General features: G+C 54.3%; 17 protein-coding genes. 11 read left to right on the top strand and 6 right to left on the bottom strand.

Translation table 11 applies throughout. From position 1 onward, the window contains the following. Positions 1–78 precede the first annotated feature (78 nt). The 4 genes from ACNQ6O_RS10850 to ACNQ6O_RS10865 form a co-directional block, all read right to left on the bottom strand. Positions 79–555, bottom strand: a complete 477-nt coding sequence (locus tag ACNQ6O_RS10850) for an FKBP-type peptidyl-prolyl cis-trans isomerase (RefSeq protein ID WP_418053228.1) — start codon at positions 553–555, stop codon at positions 79–81. Beyond that, positions 555–2,765: an acetyl-CoA hydrolase/transferase C-terminal domain-containing protein gene (locus ACNQ6O_RS10855; RefSeq protein WP_418053229.1), complete on the bottom strand. Its 2,211-nt coding sequence runs from the start codon at positions 2,763–2,765 to the stop codon at positions 555–557. The genes ACNQ6O_RS10850 and ACNQ6O_RS10855 overlap by 1 nt, the downstream gene beginning before the upstream one ends. Positions 2,766–2,921: 156 nt before the next feature. Further along, positions 2,922–3,275: a hypothetical protein gene (locus tag ACNQ6O_RS10860; protein ID WP_418053230.1), complete on the bottom strand. Its 354-nt coding sequence runs from the start codon at positions 3,273–3,275 to the stop codon at positions 2,922–2,924. A gap of 238 nt (positions 3,276–3,513) precedes the next feature. Continuing rightward, a complete protein-coding gene (locus ACNQ6O_RS10865) occupies positions 3,514–4,551 on the bottom strand; it encodes an NADP(H)-dependent aldo-keto reductase (RefSeq protein ID WP_418053231.1) in 1,038 nt (345 codons plus the stop codon). 100 nt (positions 4,552–4,651) lie between these two features. Between ACNQ6O_RS10865 and ACNQ6O_RS10870 the strand changes: the two genes are divergently transcribed. Further along, a complete protein-coding gene (locus ACNQ6O_RS10870) occupies positions 4,652–5,899 on the top strand; it encodes a glycosyltransferase family 4 protein (RefSeq protein WP_418053232.1) in 1,248 nt (415 codons plus the stop codon). Then, positions 5,865–6,422, top strand: coding sequence for a phosphatase PAP2 family protein (locus ACNQ6O_RS10875; RefSeq protein ID WP_418053233.1), 558 nt, complete (start codon positions 5,865–5,867; stop codon positions 6,420–6,422). The genes ACNQ6O_RS10870 and ACNQ6O_RS10875 overlap by 35 nt, the downstream gene beginning before the upstream one ends. Here the strand turns inward: ACNQ6O_RS10875 and dinB are convergent, their stop codons facing one another. Next, positions 6,423–7,487 (bottom strand): DNA polymerase IV, encoded by a 1,065-nt coding sequence (gene dinB, locus ACNQ6O_RS10880; protein WP_418053234.1) that lies wholly within the window; start codon positions 7,485–7,487, stop codon positions 6,423–6,425. A gap of 114 nt (positions 7,488–7,601) precedes the next feature. Here dinB and ACNQ6O_RS10885 point away from each other — a divergent pair, with 114 nt between their 5' ends. From ACNQ6O_RS10885 to minE, 5 genes are all read left to right on the top strand, one after another. Continuing rightward, complete coding sequence (locus tag ACNQ6O_RS10885; RefSeq protein ID WP_418053235.1) at positions 7,602–7,880, top strand: DUF1244 domain-containing protein; 279 nt, start codon at positions 7,602–7,604, stop codon at positions 7,878–7,880. After that, a complete protein-coding gene (locus tag ACNQ6O_RS10890; RefSeq protein WP_418053236.1) occupies positions 7,880–8,242 on the top strand; it encodes a HopJ type III effector protein in 363 nt (120 codons plus the stop codon). The genes ACNQ6O_RS10885 and ACNQ6O_RS10890 overlap by 1 nt, the downstream gene beginning before the upstream one ends. 22 nt (positions 8,243–8,264) lie before the next feature. After that, entirely contained in the window at positions 8,265–9,023 is a 759-nt protein-coding gene (gene minC, locus ACNQ6O_RS10895) for a septum site-determining protein MinC (RefSeq protein WP_418053237.1), read from the top strand. A gap of 62 nt (positions 9,024–9,085) precedes the next feature. Beyond that, positions 9,086–9,898, top strand: a complete 813-nt coding sequence (minD, locus tag ACNQ6O_RS10900) for a septum site-determining protein MinD (protein ID WP_418053238.1) — start codon at positions 9,086–9,088, stop codon at positions 9,896–9,898. Between the two features lie 3 nt (positions 9,899–9,901). Beyond that, the gene (gene minE, locus ACNQ6O_RS10905; protein ID WP_418053239.1) at positions 9,902–10,156 is read left to right on the top strand and encodes a cell division topological specificity factor MinE; all 255 of its coding nucleotides are present in this window, start codon (positions 9,902–9,904) and stop codon (positions 10,154–10,156) included. A gap of 14 nt (positions 10,157–10,170) precedes the next feature. Here minE and ACNQ6O_RS10910 read toward each other — a convergent pair whose 3' ends face one another. After that, positions 10,171–11,178, bottom strand: a complete 1,008-nt coding sequence (locus ACNQ6O_RS10910; RefSeq protein WP_418053240.1) for a DUF2804 domain-containing protein — start codon at positions 11,176–11,178, stop codon at positions 10,171–10,173. 138 nt (positions 11,179–11,316) lie between these two features. Between ACNQ6O_RS10910 and ACNQ6O_RS10915 the strand changes: the two genes are divergently transcribed. From ACNQ6O_RS10915 to ACNQ6O_RS10930, 4 genes are all read left to right on the top strand, one after another. Then, positions 11,317–12,042, top strand: coding sequence for an START domain-containing protein (locus ACNQ6O_RS10915; RefSeq protein WP_418053241.1), 726 nt, complete (start codon positions 11,317–11,319; stop codon positions 12,040–12,042). 84 nt (positions 12,043–12,126) lie between these two features. Continuing rightward, the gene (locus ACNQ6O_RS10920) at positions 12,127–12,618 is read left to right on the top strand and encodes an HPP family protein (RefSeq protein ID WP_418053242.1); all 492 of its coding nucleotides are present in this window, start codon (positions 12,127–12,129) and stop codon (positions 12,616–12,618) included. A 23-nt stretch (positions 12,619–12,641) separates the two neighbouring features. Continuing rightward, positions 12,642–14,027, top strand: coding sequence for a PhoH family protein (locus ACNQ6O_RS10925; protein WP_418053243.1), 1,386 nt, complete (start codon positions 12,642–12,644; stop codon positions 14,025–14,027). A 139-nt stretch (positions 14,028–14,166) separates the two neighbouring features. Continuing rightward, the gene (locus ACNQ6O_RS10930) at positions 14,167–15,780 is read left to right on the top strand and encodes an FAD-dependent oxidoreductase (RefSeq protein WP_418053244.1); all 1,614 of its coding nucleotides are present in this window, start codon (positions 14,167–14,169) and stop codon (positions 15,778–15,780) included. The last annotated feature ends 8 nt before the right edge of the window (positions 15,781–15,788 follow it).

Below are 15,788 nucleotides of genomic sequence, written 5' to 3' on the forward strand. Positions count from 1 at the left end.
GCGCCACAACATATCGTTACAATCTGTGACATACCTCAAATTACAGAGCCACACAGAGTTTATTGCACTAACTGCTTATCACATCAAAGGACGCCCCTGCGCGATTTCATCCTCTGTCGCTTCACGGCGGCCGACGATTTCTAAATCAAAATATAGCGTAAAACCAGCCAAAGGGTGGTTGGCATCCACTTTTACCAAGTTGCCATCAATGCTGACCACTTGAACAATCTGCGCTTGATCACCCGAATTAGTCTGAAACTTCATCCCGACGTCTAGCTTTTCGACACCCTCAAACAACGATCGCGGCACGGTCCGCACCAGATCTTCCCGATGCTCTCCGTAGGCCATTTCAGGAGGTACGGTGACTTCCAGACAATCCCCAGGCGAGCGACCTTTTACTGCTGCCTGAATGCCTTCTATAACATCCGGGCTACCCATCAAAAAGTGCAGCGGCTCACTACCCTCGGAGGTATCTACCAGCTCGCCGATTTGGTTCTTCAGTATGTAATGAACAGTGTAAACTTCCGGTTTGGTTTGCTGCGTATCTGCTTGCATTAGCTTTTCACGCTTCCTGTGTCTGTCGCGGGTTCAAGTTGTTGGAGGCCGTGCATAACCAGCTTTCGATCAAGTTTTTCCCGAAAGCCTGCTGGCTGATTCAGCCCCATACGTTCGAGCAGCGCATGGTAACGACCATCATCGTGAACGCGCATGGCCTGCCAAAGGGTCGAGAGTTTACCACGGGGCGTCGCGGTTGCGGCCTTAAGCGACTTAAGGGCTTTCCCCAACTTCAGCTCGTCATCGGTAAAGTCCCGACCAAACGGGAATGCAGGGAACCAATCTCCTTCGCCCGCCATACTCAAGGTGTCTCGCACCTCCTCGGGAGTGTTGTTCGTCCAATCCTTCGGCAATTTAAAATCGCGGGGGGCTTTACCGGCTGCCTGCGCTTTTTTAAGCAACTCTGCCTGGAAGCGAGAGTCGGCTATCCGTATCAGGCCCAAGAAAACCTCCTCATCAGACTTACCTCGGAGGTCCGCAATCCCGTACTCGGTAATCACAATGTCGCGAAGGTGCCGAGGAATCGTGCAATGCGCGTAGTTAAATACGATGTTCGAAACCGCTCTACCACCGGCTATGCGAGAAGCCCTAAGGGCGAGAATAGATCGACCTCCCGGTAACTCATGGGCCATGGAAACAAAATTATATTGACCGCCCACACCACTGACCACACGGCTATCGGCCAATCCGTCAGAAACTGCCGCGCCATTCAACGTATACATCATTGCGGAGTTGATAAACCGGCCATGCACCCTCTGGGCCGCTTTTAGTTTCTGGTCGCCGTACCGGTGATCGTACAAATGGTTAATGAAATTAACGCTGGTCATGCAGATTTTATCACGCTGCTCTTCAGTCAGATCTCTCAGTTCCTGATAGAACTTTTCGGGACCGACGTAGAAGCCTCCATGCATGACCACCCCACCTGCCAGCTTCTCACCCAGCCCTATCGCCTGCAGCCCCTCACGGGTTTTGGCGTTATCAAGGTCCGCCTCAACGGATGTGGTTTCGTTCAGCCGTAAGCGGCCTCCCTTCAGCTCAACGGTGCTTCGAACAATGCCGTGGTCAATCAGCCATTGCAGATCCCGGCTCCGCAGGGGTGAATCAATCAGCCCTTCGCTGCGAAGCACATCCAAGGTTTTCAGCGAAGGTGTTTCCGAGATTTCGCCTTCGTTAATCAGGTTCTGAAGGCCCGCGTGCTCGAAGACTTCACGTTTCAGTATTCCTTCCTGAATCAGGTATAAAAAGCCATCGACCATCATCTCACTGCAGCCATACAGGCCCTGTTCAAAAGGCTCGGTACCGCCATAATCACGCACTATCGGGAATCGTTCTTCCACGCGGGCATGCTGATACACGGATTTCCAGGCAGCGTTGTGCTTGTGGCGGGCAATCGTACTGTTAACCAGAGCCACCCCCAAAGAACCAATCCCAACCTGCAAGGTGCCGCCATCCTTGAGCAGGCAACTGGCGTAAAAACCAATCATATGATCGGCAGGGCTAACCGCCATCTGTGGCGCGGAGAATAAGGGGTAGTCTGTTGAACGGCCCGATAGAATAATGTCGAATTGGCTGTCGTCCACCACAGCCTGACGACCAAACCAAGGTAGCTTAGGGTTCTGTTCAGCGACCATGGCCACCGGCGTGCCATCAGCCTCTAGCTGTCGCAATAACGGTAGAATATCGAGGGAGAGATCCGGGTTGCAGCTGAAACTCATCTTGCCAGGCTGACCATGAGGCTCGCCTGGCGCCATCAGCTGCCCCACCACATTAACACCCTGCGCCATCAGATCCCGAACAGCATGGGTGTAGTTGGTGCAGATATAGTTGCGCTGTTGGCTCTTATTATTGAGGTAGCTGCCCGCTTTGAAAAAAAACTCTGAAACCCGCACGTTATCGGGAAGTTTATTCGTGCTCACATCCCGAGCGTAGATGAGTTCGGGGATGGCGCCATAAAGCCGCTTAACAAATGGCTCCATAAACCGCCGCTCCAATGACGAATTGCCCTTGGGTGCGAGTAGGGATAACGCCGTCACAATATGCAGGCTGATTTCGGGGTCTTCTTTTGCTCTTTGGTAGAGGGCGTTCACAAAGCGAACGGGCTTTCCTAGCCCCAATGGCAAACCAAGAGTTATTTTTTTTCCTACGCGTTCTATCACTTGATCTACGCAGGCGTTTGCATCATCCAAATAGACTTTATTCTGCCCTGTCATCGCTATCCTCATCATTTAAGAATGATTCATAGCTTTGATCATCACACGGCGGCATCCGTCTGACAATGAGGCAGATCACGAGTTACATCAAGAGGAGAGCTTTAACGTTTACTGGAGGCTGGCTGGATTTGGCGATAAGGCGAGAGAAGAAGAGATTCAGAACATCCAGCGAAGATTCAGACAGGCACCTTCATTCAGCAGAGCGATTCCGTGATCAGGTTGGGCAGGGTCAGATGCGTATGTCTTCCGAGAAGAATTCTTTCGACTAAAGCTAAGGCTCAACAGCCTTGAGCCGATAGCCGCCAGAGCATCGTCGTGACTGTCCTGCTCATCGCCCGACATCCACTCCTGAAGCTCGTACATGTCTTCGGCCGATATCGCTTCCTCACGCTCCGCCAGCATCCGGTCAGAGAGCAAAGGCTCAGATCGGGCAGGCTCTGCGGCTTCAGCGCCTGCCACAAAGGCGGCGCTATTCAAAGCCAGCAAAAGGAGGAAGATACGGATAATCATAACGAATGACGTGCCTCATGGTTTTATTATAATTGCAACTGTCTATGCACTAAAGTCTAACCATTCTACTTGATAATAGTGTGAAATTGCACACAAATGCGTCAGCGCTCCGACCAAAATTGGTCATTTTTTTGTCAACAAATGAGCGCTTTATTTTTCCGTTTGTAACCGCCCCGATTTCCCATCTACCGAAACCGGGGCAGCCCAAAGGCATTAACCGACTGAGGCGATTGCTTTTTTATGGGCAAGGGTAGGTAAACTCGTTATGTATCTCTTCGATTGCCGAGAGAATGTCCGCACTCAGATTGATATCGACCGACCCAATGTTCTCTTTTAGCTGCTCCATAGTCGTCGCCCCAATGATGTTGCTGGTAACAAAATCACGACTGTTCACCCAAGCCAGCGCCATTTGGGCGGGCGATAGTCCATGCTGATGTGCCAACTCTGCATAGGCTCGGGTCGCATCGGCAGCGTGCTCGCCGGTATAACGGGAAAAACGCTCATAAAGGGTTAATCGCGCCTTTTCCGGCCACTTACCTCCGAGGTATTTACCCGTGAGCATGCCAAAAGCCAGAGGCGAATAGGCCAGTAGCCCGGTGCCTTCCCGGTGCGCAAACTCGGCAAGCCCGGCTTCAAATGAACGATTCAACAGGCTGTACGGATTCTGTATGGAAACCGCACGGGGCCAATCATTCTCGCGGGCGTATCTCAGGTACTCCATTACCCCCCAAGGCGTCTCGTTCGATAACCCCACGTGCCGCACCTTGCCTTCTTTCACCAGCTCATTCAGCGCCCCGAGCGTTTCCTCGATGGGTGTCATAACCTCTTTCGGATCGTGCTGGTATCCGAGTTTGCCAAAGAAGTTGGCGTTACGATCCGGCCAATGCACCTGATAAAGGTCGATGTAATCCGTCTGCAATCTCTGAAGACTGCCCTCGCAGGCTTCACGAATTTGCGCCCGGGTCATTCGGGGCCCACCACGCATATAACCAAGGCTGGGGCCAGGACCAACTACTTTGGAGGCGATGACCAGATCATCGCGGCGCCCTCGTCGAGCAAGCCAATTGCCCAAGTACTGTTCTGTCAGGCCCTGAGTTTCGGCCTTGGGAGGCACCGGGTACATCTCAGCGGTATCAATAAAATTAATGCCCGCTTCAACCGCATAATCAAGCTGTTCAAATGCTTCCTGCTCAGTGTTCTGCTCCCCCCAGGTCATGGTGCCCAGGCAAATCAGACTGACATCAATATCAGTGTTTCCAAGTTTTCGCATTCGCATAAAAGCTCCTTAGCGGCTTTCAGAAAAGAGTGAAACAAGCGTAAGAGGAATGTCACGAGGTTGTCGCAGAGTTGTCATGGCCTGCATCCATAGTGGCCACATGACAAAGAAACTTGCGGGATGCACCGTGACTGAGACCAAACGATCAGGCCGGCACAGGCAACAGATTACCATTGTTTCTGAAACCTTTCCGCCGGAAATAAACGGCGTAGCCAACACTCTGCGTTACCTGTGCATGGGCTTGGTTGGCCGCGAACACCAAGTAACCGTGGTGCGCCCAAGACAGCCCCACGAACCCACAGGATTCTACCCTAACACCGGCGGCCAGCTGTTTTCACATGAGCTGGTAGTAGGCGGCCTACCGATACCCGGTTACAACGAATTTCGGTTCGGAATCACCCGGCCCTCTACCCTCGTAACGCTGTGGCAGAACAACCGACCGGACTGCGTTTATGTTGCCACCCAGGGCCCTCTTGGTGTGGCCGCAGTGGCGGCTGCGAAGCGAACCAACATCCCGGTGCTCTCTGGCTTCCACACCAACTTTCACAGTTACTCGCGCTACTACGGGCTAGGTGTCTTCGAACGCCTGCTCAGCACCTATGGTCGGTGGTTTCACAACCGAACCCAAAGGACCCTCGCCCCCACTCGAAAAACCATAGCGGCCGCCCAAACCATGGGCATTACCAATACCGAGCTATGGAGCCGTGGCGTCGACTGCGAGCGCTTTACCCCGAAAAAACGGAGTCAGTCACTGAGGCAGCGCTGGGGCCTGACAGAAAACGATCTCGCCATACTGTATGTCGGTCGCCTGGCGCCGGAGAAAAATCTTCCTTTGGCAGTGGTTTGCTTTGAGCGCATTCGAAAACTGTACCCGAACGCGCGTTTCGTTTTAGTGGGCGATGGCCCCATGAGAACCCATCTGGAGGAGCGGCACCCGGACTTCATCTTTTGCGGCATGCAGCGCGGTGAAGACCTGGCTCAACACTATGCCTCCGGTGATCTGTTCTTGTTCCCGAGCAAAACCGACACCTTTGGCAACGTTGTTCTGGAAGCCATGGCCAGCGGCTTGGGTGTCATCGCTTTTAACGACGCCGCTGCATCGGAACATATCTACAACAATGAAAACGGTATGAAAGCCCCGTTGCACAACGACGACAACTTCGTCCATCACGCTCTGAAGCTGGCCGACCAACCGTCCTTGCTCAGGCGGATTCGCACCAAAGCCCGGCTCGACGCGCTCGACCTCAACTGGAACCATCAAGTAGAACAATTCGAACGCTTGATGTTTAACCCATACGCACAGGCCACGTATCATGCAAATAACAAACAAAGCTTCCCGATTCTTTGAACTGGCAGACCAACGGGAGTTCGCACTGTGTCAGTCCATCAACCGCGCTATAAGATTCCGGCCGATCAAAGGTTACTTCCGCTTGGTCAGCTGGCTGGGGGATGGCTGGCTTTGGTACGCCCTCATTCTAGCGATTCCCTTCATAAACCCTGTTCACGGTCAGCAATTTGCGATTCTGATGGCACTGACAGGCCTGACCTGCACCCTGACCTACAAGGTGCTTAAGCACCGGCTCATCCGGGAGCGGCCATTCATTTCATTTCCGGCCATTAACTGTGCCATGCCTCCACTGGATCGTTACAGTTTTCCTTCCGGGCACACCATGCACGCAGCCTGCTTTCAGGCCATGCTGTTCACCCTATTACCGGCAGTGGCGTGGGCGGTGCTGCCCTTCACGCTATCGGTTGCCGCATCCCGGGTGGTTCTGGGCTTGCACTACCCCAGCGACGTTGTCGCTGGGGCATTGATTGGCGGGTTGATGGGCTGGACATCCGTGCAACTGTTTGCAGATCTGGCCGCTTGATCAGTCAAACAACCGCAACTGAGTCACCGGCGCTTCGTCGTTACGAAAACGAACGCCTACGCCCATCAGGCGGACAGGGCGATCCTCGCGCGTGACCAGCTCATCCAATAGAGGTTGGTAATCGGTCGCTTCAGGTTCGGAAATCTGATCTCTCACGCGCTCCAACGTGTGGGTAGAAAAATCGCTGTAGCGAATTTTGACGAACAACTTATGAATGGGTTTGTCGCGGCTCTTTCGGGCAAGGCGCAGATTCAAATCCGCCACCAGTGACGGCATCACCGATTCACACGCCGCTTTGCCCGCCAGATCCTGAGAAAAGGTCCGCTCAACACTGACCGACTTGGCCACCCGAGACACCACCACCGGCCGCTCATCCCGACCATGGGCCATTTCAAACAAGCGATACCCTTGTTTACCGAACTTTTCGATGAGCACTTCAGCTCCCAGCGCTTGCATATCACCACAAGTGGTGACTCCCAGTGCGTGGAGCTTTCCTGCTGTCACCTGCCCTACCCCGAACAGCTTTTCAACCGGCAGCGCTTGCACGAAAGCATCCACTTCATCGGGCGTAATCACGAACAAGCCATCGGGTTTGCGCCAGTCACTGGCAATCTTGGCGAGAAATTTATTCGGGGCGACGCCCGCGGAAATGGTAATACCCGTCTCCCGCTGGACACGCTCCCGCAGGTGCCGAGCCATCAGCGTAGCACTGCCTTTGTGGTCGGTAATTTCGGAAACATCCAAAAAGGCTTCGTCTAGCGACAAGGGCTCAACCAGATCGGTCATATCGCGCAATATGGCCATCACCTGCTGCGACACCGCCCGATACTTGTTCATATTCGTTGGCACCATCACCAGACCGGGGCACAGGCGCCGAGCCTCACTGCTGGGCATGGCCGAGCGCACACCAAAAGCCCGTGCTTTATAATTGCAGGTGGTCACCACACCTCGACCACCATCACCGCCGACCGCCAGCGGAACATCCCGCAGGGACGGGTCGTCCCGCATTTCGACCGCGGCGTAAAAACAATCGCAATCTACATGGATGATCTTGCGCTGGGACATAATCCGTGGGCTCAGGTTAACAATCTGTACGTTTATACAGCCTTGTATCTTACGGTAACATGCTGAGAATGTCAGGAACTCCACATTCACCCCGTCAACTTACTGCGAGGCATCATGAGCAACCCTATTCCCGAGTCCGAGCGAACAGAAATCGAAGCCGCCGCCTTCAGACGGCTGGTTGACCACTTACGTCAAAACACCGACGTCCAGAACATAGACTTGATGAACTTGGCAGGGTTTTGCCGTAATTGCCTGTCAAAATGGTATCGAGCCGAGGCCCAGGAACGCGGCTTCGAACTATCTGACCCAGATGCCCGCGAAGAAATCTACGGCATGCCCTACGAGCAGTGGAAAGAAAAATACCAGACCGGCCCCAAGCAGGATCACAAATAATGAACATCACTGAAGCCGTCCGCATACATCTGGCATCGCTCCAAGGCGGCCACGCCGATTTCGACGATACCCTCGCCCTGATCGACCAACATTTTGAGTTTGAACCCACCGGATTTGACAACGGCCCGCTCCGCAACGAAGCCGGAGAGAACGCCGGGTCTTGCCGGGTATTCGGCTTAGGGCAGTACTGCAATCTGAATGAAAACGACACGCTCACACTGTTCGCACAGCATTACCAGCAAGTTCTGGGCGACCCGACGGGTACGAGCCATGGTAATATCCGGCAATTCATCAGCACCGGATGGTCAGGCATTCGTTTTGACAGCCAACCGCTGCGGGCCCGAGCCGAATCAACCCAGTAACCCATCAGGGAAACGAGCATTCATGAGCGATACTGCTAACCCCGAAGTAAAACAGAGTTTCCAGCTAAAAAGCGCCAGCATCACGCTGACAGCACTGGAGCTTTACTACTTCGATGAACATGAATTCGAAGTGAACCTGCGGGACAAAATCAGCCAGGCCCCTGGCTTTTTCAAAGACATCCCTCTGGTGATCAGTCTCGACAAGTACGAAGGCATCGACAGCGAGATCGACTTCTTCAAGATCATCGGTACTTGTCGCCGTCACAACATTCAGGTTATCGGTGTTCGGGCTGCCAACGAGAATCAGAGGCGGCTCGCCAAGGGTGCCTCTCTGGCACTGATGCCTGGCGGCTCAGTTCGTGAAAAGACCGTGGCACCAGAGCCTATCGCGGAGGTGGCGGAACCCGTTGCTAAAAGCCCGGCGGTAACGCTTGCACCTGAACCAACACCCGCAAAAATTGTGACCCAACCCGTTCGTTCAGGACAGCAAATCCATGCTCCGGAAGGTGATCTGATTATCCTCGCCCCGGTACAAGCCGGCGCCGAGGTGCTCGCGGCAGGCAACATCCATGTTTATGGCGCACTCCGGGGACGCGCTCTGGCCGGAATACACGGAGCAGAATCCGCACGAATTTTTTGCCAGTCTCTGGAAGCAGAGCTTGTGTCTATTGCCGGACACTATAAAATTCCGGAAGATCTTCAAAACAACGGCTGGAAAAGCGCTGTGCAAATCCAGCTCAAGGATGATGTGCTGGTGGTGTCGCCACTGGACAAAGGCTGATGTTGCAATAACAAACAACATTTGAAGATATGACGAATCCACCGCGAAACAGGAATTGAATCTTGGCTAGAATCATTGTCGTTACCTCAGGAAAAGGCGGCGTTGGTAAAACCACCACCAGCGCTTCAATCAGCACCGGGCTCGCCAAACGGGGCCATAAAACGGTCGTGATCGACTTCGATGTAGGTCTACGCAATCTGGACCTGATCATGAACTGCGAGCGACGGGTCGTGTACGATTTTGTTAACGTCATTCAGGGTGAAGCTACGCTGAACCAGGCCCTGATCAAAGACAAGCGCGTCGACACGCTGTACATTCTTCCGGCCTCACAAACCCGGGAAAAAGAAGCACTCACGAAAGAAGGCGTTGAAAAAGTCATCAACGAGCTTTCCGAAACCTTCGATTACATCATCTGCGACTCCCCGGCCGGCATCGAGCACGGCGCACTGATGGCACTTTATTATGCCGATGAAGCGGTTGTGGTCACCAACCCGGAAGTCTCTTCCGTGCGCGACTCCGATCGCATTCTGGGTATCATGCAAAGCAAGTCCCGCCGCGCCGAAATGGGCCAGGACCCGCTCAAAGAACACCTACTGCTCACCCGCTACAACCCTGAACGGGTAGAACGCGGCGAAATGTTGTCTGTGGAAGACGTTGAAGAAATTCTGGCCATCCCGCTGCTGGGGGTCATTCCAGAAAGCCAGGTTGTCTTGAACGCCTCCAACCAAGGCCTACCCGTCATTCTTGAAGAAGAAAGCGATGCCGGGCAAGCCTATGACGACGCAGTAGCACGACTTCTGGGCGAGGAGCGCGAACACCGCTTCATGACCGCACAGAAGAAAGGTTTCTTCTCACGGATGTTCAAGGGGGGCTAAGGGATGAGTTTCCTGGATTACTTCAGAAGCAGTAAAAACACCAGCACTGCCAGCGTTGCCAAAGAGCGCCTGCAAATCATCGTGGCCCACGAACGAGGCCAGAGGGGGCAACCGGATTACCTCCCTCAGATGCAACAGGAGCTGCTTGCTGTTATTAGAAAATACGTTCAAATCAGTGATGACATGGTGCAGGTCGAGATCGACCGAAACGACAGCTGCTCGGTACTGGAGCTGAACGTTACCCTGCCGGAGCAATAGCACCTATGCCCGCCTTACCAGCGGGCAAAATGGTCCTCCATCAATCCCCGTAGCCCTGCTACGGGGATTTTTTTGCCAGAGACATCCTCAACCGTTCCCTCGAAGGTACCCACGAATTGGCGGAAATTCGAAGCCAGTATCCCGGCATTCAGCTTCTCTTTACGCACGCCAGACGGGACAAATGACAGGTCTACTTTGCCATCTTCAGTAGTGACCCGCCAATGGCTATCCTGCTGATAACGATTAAATTCAAACCGAGCCGCCCCCAGGATGACACGCCGGCCATCCAGCCAGAGCGCGTTTTCCGTCATGCCTGTTTCGTTGACACCCGCTGCCAGATTCAATCCGACAGCCACGCCTTCATCCGTCTGACCGGCCAAACAGGCCCAATTCCAGGCGGTTTCCCGGCGCATGAAACCACAACTCCAGTCGATAGTGCCCCGGCTTTGCTCCTCCGTTCGCCATATCTGCTGCCCCCAGCGCACTTCGCCTTCTACCGGCAATCCTGCGGATTTACGCGTAAACACCCACCCCGTATACCCCGCCGGACACACTAACCGATGAGGGTCGTTGTCGTCCGTCAATTCCAGATCAACCTCAATGTTACCCGGCGCACTCACCCGCACATTCCGGCCACCTAGAGAGGGCGTGATCGACAGAGACACATCGCCCTTCCTGAAACGTGCGTTGCCCTGCTCCGGATAAGGCTCAATCTCGGTGTGCCGCGCGAGAGGCTGCAGAAACGAATGTTCATACATCTGCCCGGATTCAAAATCGAACAGATAGAAAAAACCGGACCCAACCAACTTCAAATCGACGATCGCCATTCCGAACACCCAGCCCGGAGACATCGCACTGACAAACTGAAATTGATTGAAGCGCCATTGCCGCGCTAATCGGGAACGCGGCTTGTCCATCACCGTGCGCAGGTCATAATCCCGGTAATTAATGACATCCACAGGTTCGGACATCAGCCCCGGAGCAATCCGCCCTTTCGGGTCGATCAGTTTTTTCTGTGTCATAGTTTTCGTCAGATTAGGCCAATTCTAGGTTGGGCGATATCAGGAGGCTACTTGGTTCACAAACTCCCGTTACTTCATCAAACGGGTGTGGATCAGCGTGGTAGACTTTCCTTAACCTTCAATCGCAAAGTGTAGCTTATGACCATCACCCGTGTCCGTGGCATTATGGGCATTCTCTTCGGTTTCGCCGCCCAGTTCTCAGCCGTTCCCACTTCTGCTGACAACCACCCAGCCTTGCCAGCAGAAAACTCAGAACACTGGGCTCTGCAAAAGCAAGTCGACAACATTCGCATCTACACCATGGATCAGCCCAATTCGGGGTTTCGAGCATTCAAAGCCGTTGCCGACCTCACCGTGCCGATCAACAATCTGATGGCCGTGATGATCAACCCGGAGTCCTGCAAAGAATGGGTGCATAACTGCACAGAGTCCTTTGCCTTTGGCGAAGGCAACTTCCATGATCGCTACGCTTACTCCGTCAACGACATGCCCTGGCCCGTTTCCGACCGGGATTATGTGCTGCGCATTCGTACTCGCGGCAATGCCGAAACGGGCGAAGTCATCATGAATTTAAACGCCACTCCGGGCATGCGCGCCGAAACAAACAGCCGTGTCCGTGTTGACCTCTCCAATACATTCTATCGGTTCACCCCCACCGGGCAGGGCTCTCACATGGTATGGGTTCAGCACACCGAACCTAACGGTGCCCTCCCGGAATGGCTGGTCAATCAGCTGGTGATTGATATCCCCGTCAAATCCCTTAAAGCCCTGGAGGCCGTGGCCCAAACAGATAAATATCAGGGCTATCGGATCAAATGGGCGCCAGATGGCAACATAGATGCCGTGGTTCCTGACAGCCCCTAAGCTCTAGATCAAACGGGGGTGACGGCAGGCCAAGGAACGGCTAAGCTGCAACTGAAACACTGCAAATGGAAGAGCTATTATCTAATGCCTATTCTCGCCCACGAGATCATGACGCCTACCATTAAGGCGGTCCCTCAAAACTGGACGATGGATCGTTTGGCCCGGTTTCTCACCGACAACGAAATCACCGGCAGCCCTGTCACCGACGACAGCGGCGAAATCATCGGCATCGCGACCCTCAAAGACATTACCGAGTTTCGCTGGAACGCCTCTCGCTCAGAAGATAAGCCAAAGCTGACCGAAGAAGAGCAAGATGAGGCCCGTCGCCTGCGCATGGTGATCTTTGAAGAAATGGGCAAAGTGCCAGTCGAAGTCAGGGACATCATGACGCCACTGGTATTTTCGGTCGATGAAAACACCCCCGTACGCGACATTGCCAATGTAATGATGGGCGAACACTTACACCGAATTTTTGTCACCCGGGATTCAAAAATCACGGGCATTATTACCACTTACGACATGCTCAAACTGATTTCAGACAAAGAGCTGTCCCAGCGCTGCGCCGAGTGCGACTGACACAACACAGAGGTAACGCATCTATGCCCAGAGCACCGCAAGCTCGCAAAAAAATGTACGTCCTCGATACCAACGTTCTCATCCACGATCCCAATGCCCTCCTGAACTTTGAAGAACACGATGTCATCATTCCGATGACCGTCCTCGAGGAACTCGACAGCCTGAAATCCGGCAAGCAAACGGTTGCAGCAGACTGCCGCCAAGCCATTCGCAACATTGATAAGCTGCTTGGCGACGCCAATCCGAAAGACATCGAGAAAGGCGTGCCCATTCTTCGGGGCCAGAAAGCCGAACCTCTGGGCAAGCTGTCCATCATCATGAGCACCGAACGCAACGGCAACCATTCACTGCCAGAGCACCTGAACGACAACAAAATCATCAACACCCTTGCCGCCTTGCAAGAACGGCACACCTCCCACGACATCATATTGGTCAGTAAAGACATCAATATGCGCCTGAAAGCACGGGGCTTTGGTGTCGAGGCGCAGGACTACCACAACGACCAATTGCTGGACGACATCGACCTGCTTCCCAAAGGCTACAAAGAATTCCCCAACTCCTTCTGGGACAACATCGCCAAGGTGGAAACCGTACAGCGCGCCGGCGTTACCGAACACCTGCTCAAGCGCGAAGGTGAACTGGCAAAACTCAACATCAACGAGTTTGTAATTGATGAACGAGGCTTTATCGGTCAGGTGGTGGACATCTCCGACGATCAACTGGTGATCAAAGACCTACTTCACGACGACCTGATGAACGAAGAAGTCTGGGGTCTGATCCCAAGGGATATCTATCAGGCCATGGCGCTGCACTTGCTGCTGGACCCGGAGATCCATCTGGTCAACCTGACTGGGTCTGCCGGTTCAGGTAAAACCATTCTGGCGCTGGCCGCCTGCATCGAAATGACCGTCGCCAGCAAACTCTACAAACGCATCATCGCCACCCGCTCTACCCAAGGGCTGGACGAGGACATCGGCTTCCTGCCCGGCACAGAAGCGGAAAAAATGGAGCCTTGGCTGGGCGCCATCGTCGATAACCTAGAAGCACTGCACGAAGACGACGAAAACATGTCGGCCAGCGTGGATTACATCCTCAGCAAGGTACCGCTGCACTTCAAGTCCCTGAACTACATCAGGGGCCGCAGTTTCCAGCACAGCCTGATCATCATCGATGAATCTCAGAACCTGACGCCCCACCAGATCAAAACCATCATCACCCGAGCTGGTAACGGATCAAAGGTGATTTGCTTGGGCAACCTGGCACAGATCGATACGCCGTATTTGAGCCCGCTAAGCTCTGGTCTGACTTACATGACCGAACGCTTCAAAGGCTTTGCACACGGCGGGCACATTCACCTTCAGGGCGTACCTCGCTCGGTTCTGGCGGAATTCGCTGAAGCCAACCTTTAACCTGCCCGCTCAAACACAGGGCGATTCATCCCGCCCTGTGTTCTGGCCCTTCCTGCCCGTACTTCATGTCTTGACCTAGCCTCGGCCAAGGGGCAGCATCCATTCATAACGATTACAATTAGAGCCAACAGGACACTCAATGGCCAAGACCCTTTCTTCAGACGTGCTGGTCGCCGGTGGCGGCTTAGCAGGCATTATCACCACTCTTGAAGCCCTTCGAGCCGGAAAAACCGTCACCCTCGTTGACCGCGATACGCCTGAACGCTTGGGCGGACTTGCCTTGTGGGCCTTTGGTGGCATGGCTTTGGTTGATACCCCCCTGCAACGGCGCTTAAAAATCCCCGACTCCCCGGAAACCGCTCTGAACGACTGGCTAAGATTCGGTGAACTGGCCCCAGACGATGAGTGGCCGATGAAGTGGGCCCGGTACTACGTGGAAAACTCCCGCACGGAAGTTTATGACTGGCTGCTGAGCGAAGGGCTGAAGTTTATGCCTGCCGTGAACTGGGTAGAACGTGGCCGACTGGCAGACGGCAACACAGTGCCGCGTTACCACATCGTTTGGGGCACCTCTCGCGAACTCACACGAAAAATGATTGAGGCCATGCATCAGGCCAATACCGGTGGTCGCCTGACCCTGCTGCACCAACACCGGATTACCGGCCTGGATCACGAGGGTGGAGAAGTCTCCGGCGCCGTCGCTATCAACGAACAGACCGGAGAGGAAGTGCGCTTCACCGCACCAGCGGTAGTTCTGGCCATGGGAGGCATCAACGGCGGCCATAGGGAATGCCGTGCGAACTGGCCTTCAGAACGCCCGCAACCCACCAGTATGCTCAATGGAGCCCACCCGTTTGCCGATGGCAAACTGCATCACTGGACCGAAGACAACCTAGGGGCAAAAATCACCCACGCTGGCGAGATGTGGAATTATGCTGCGGGCTTTCCCCACCCATACCCACACTTTAAAGGTCACGGGCTTTCCACCATTCCCTGCAAGTCTGCGCTCTGGCTGAACCATCGCGGCGAACGCATCGGCCCGGAACCTTTGGTTACCGGCTTCGACACCCACTGGCTGTGCCAGCAAGTCGCAGCGCAGGAAAAACCCTGGACTTGGCACCTGCTGAACCGGCGCATTGCCCTGAAAGAATTTGCCATTTCCGGCGCAGAACACAACGCCCGCATTCGCGACAAACAATTCCCGCTGTTCCTCAAAGAGCTGCTGCTCGGCAACAAGAAACTGGTTCGCCAGATGGAACACGAAAGCCCACACTTTCTGGTGGCCGATACGCTTGAAGAGCTGGCTGACAAAATGAATAGGCTAACCTGTTCCGTGGATATCGACCCCGCCACACTCAAGGCAACCGCCGACGCTTTCGATGCCAATTTCCATAAGGGCAATCAGCTCAACAACGACCCACAAATCCGGCTGATCCAACACGCACGGCAATGGGGCCCCGACCGGCTTCGCACATGCAAACCAGCCCCCTTGCAGAAATCCGGCTCTGGCCCGTTTATCGCCATCCACATGCAGCTGACCACACGAAAAAGCCTAGGTGGCCTGCGTACCGATCTACAAAGCCGTGTTCTGGATGGCAGCAACCAGCCTATCCCCGGCCTCTACTGCGTGGGCGAAGCCGCTGGCTTTGGCGGGGGCGGTGCCAACGGCAAGCGATCTCTCGAAGGGACCTTTTTGCCGGGCTGCATCATGACCGCCCGGGCAGCGGCTCGGTCCATATTGGCCGCAGGTTGATACCAGCC

It is taken from the genome of Marinobacter sp. SBS5 (genome assembly GCF_048285575.1).
Lineage (GTDB): Bacteria > Pseudomonadota > Gammaproteobacteria > Pseudomonadales > Oleiphilaceae > Marinobacter.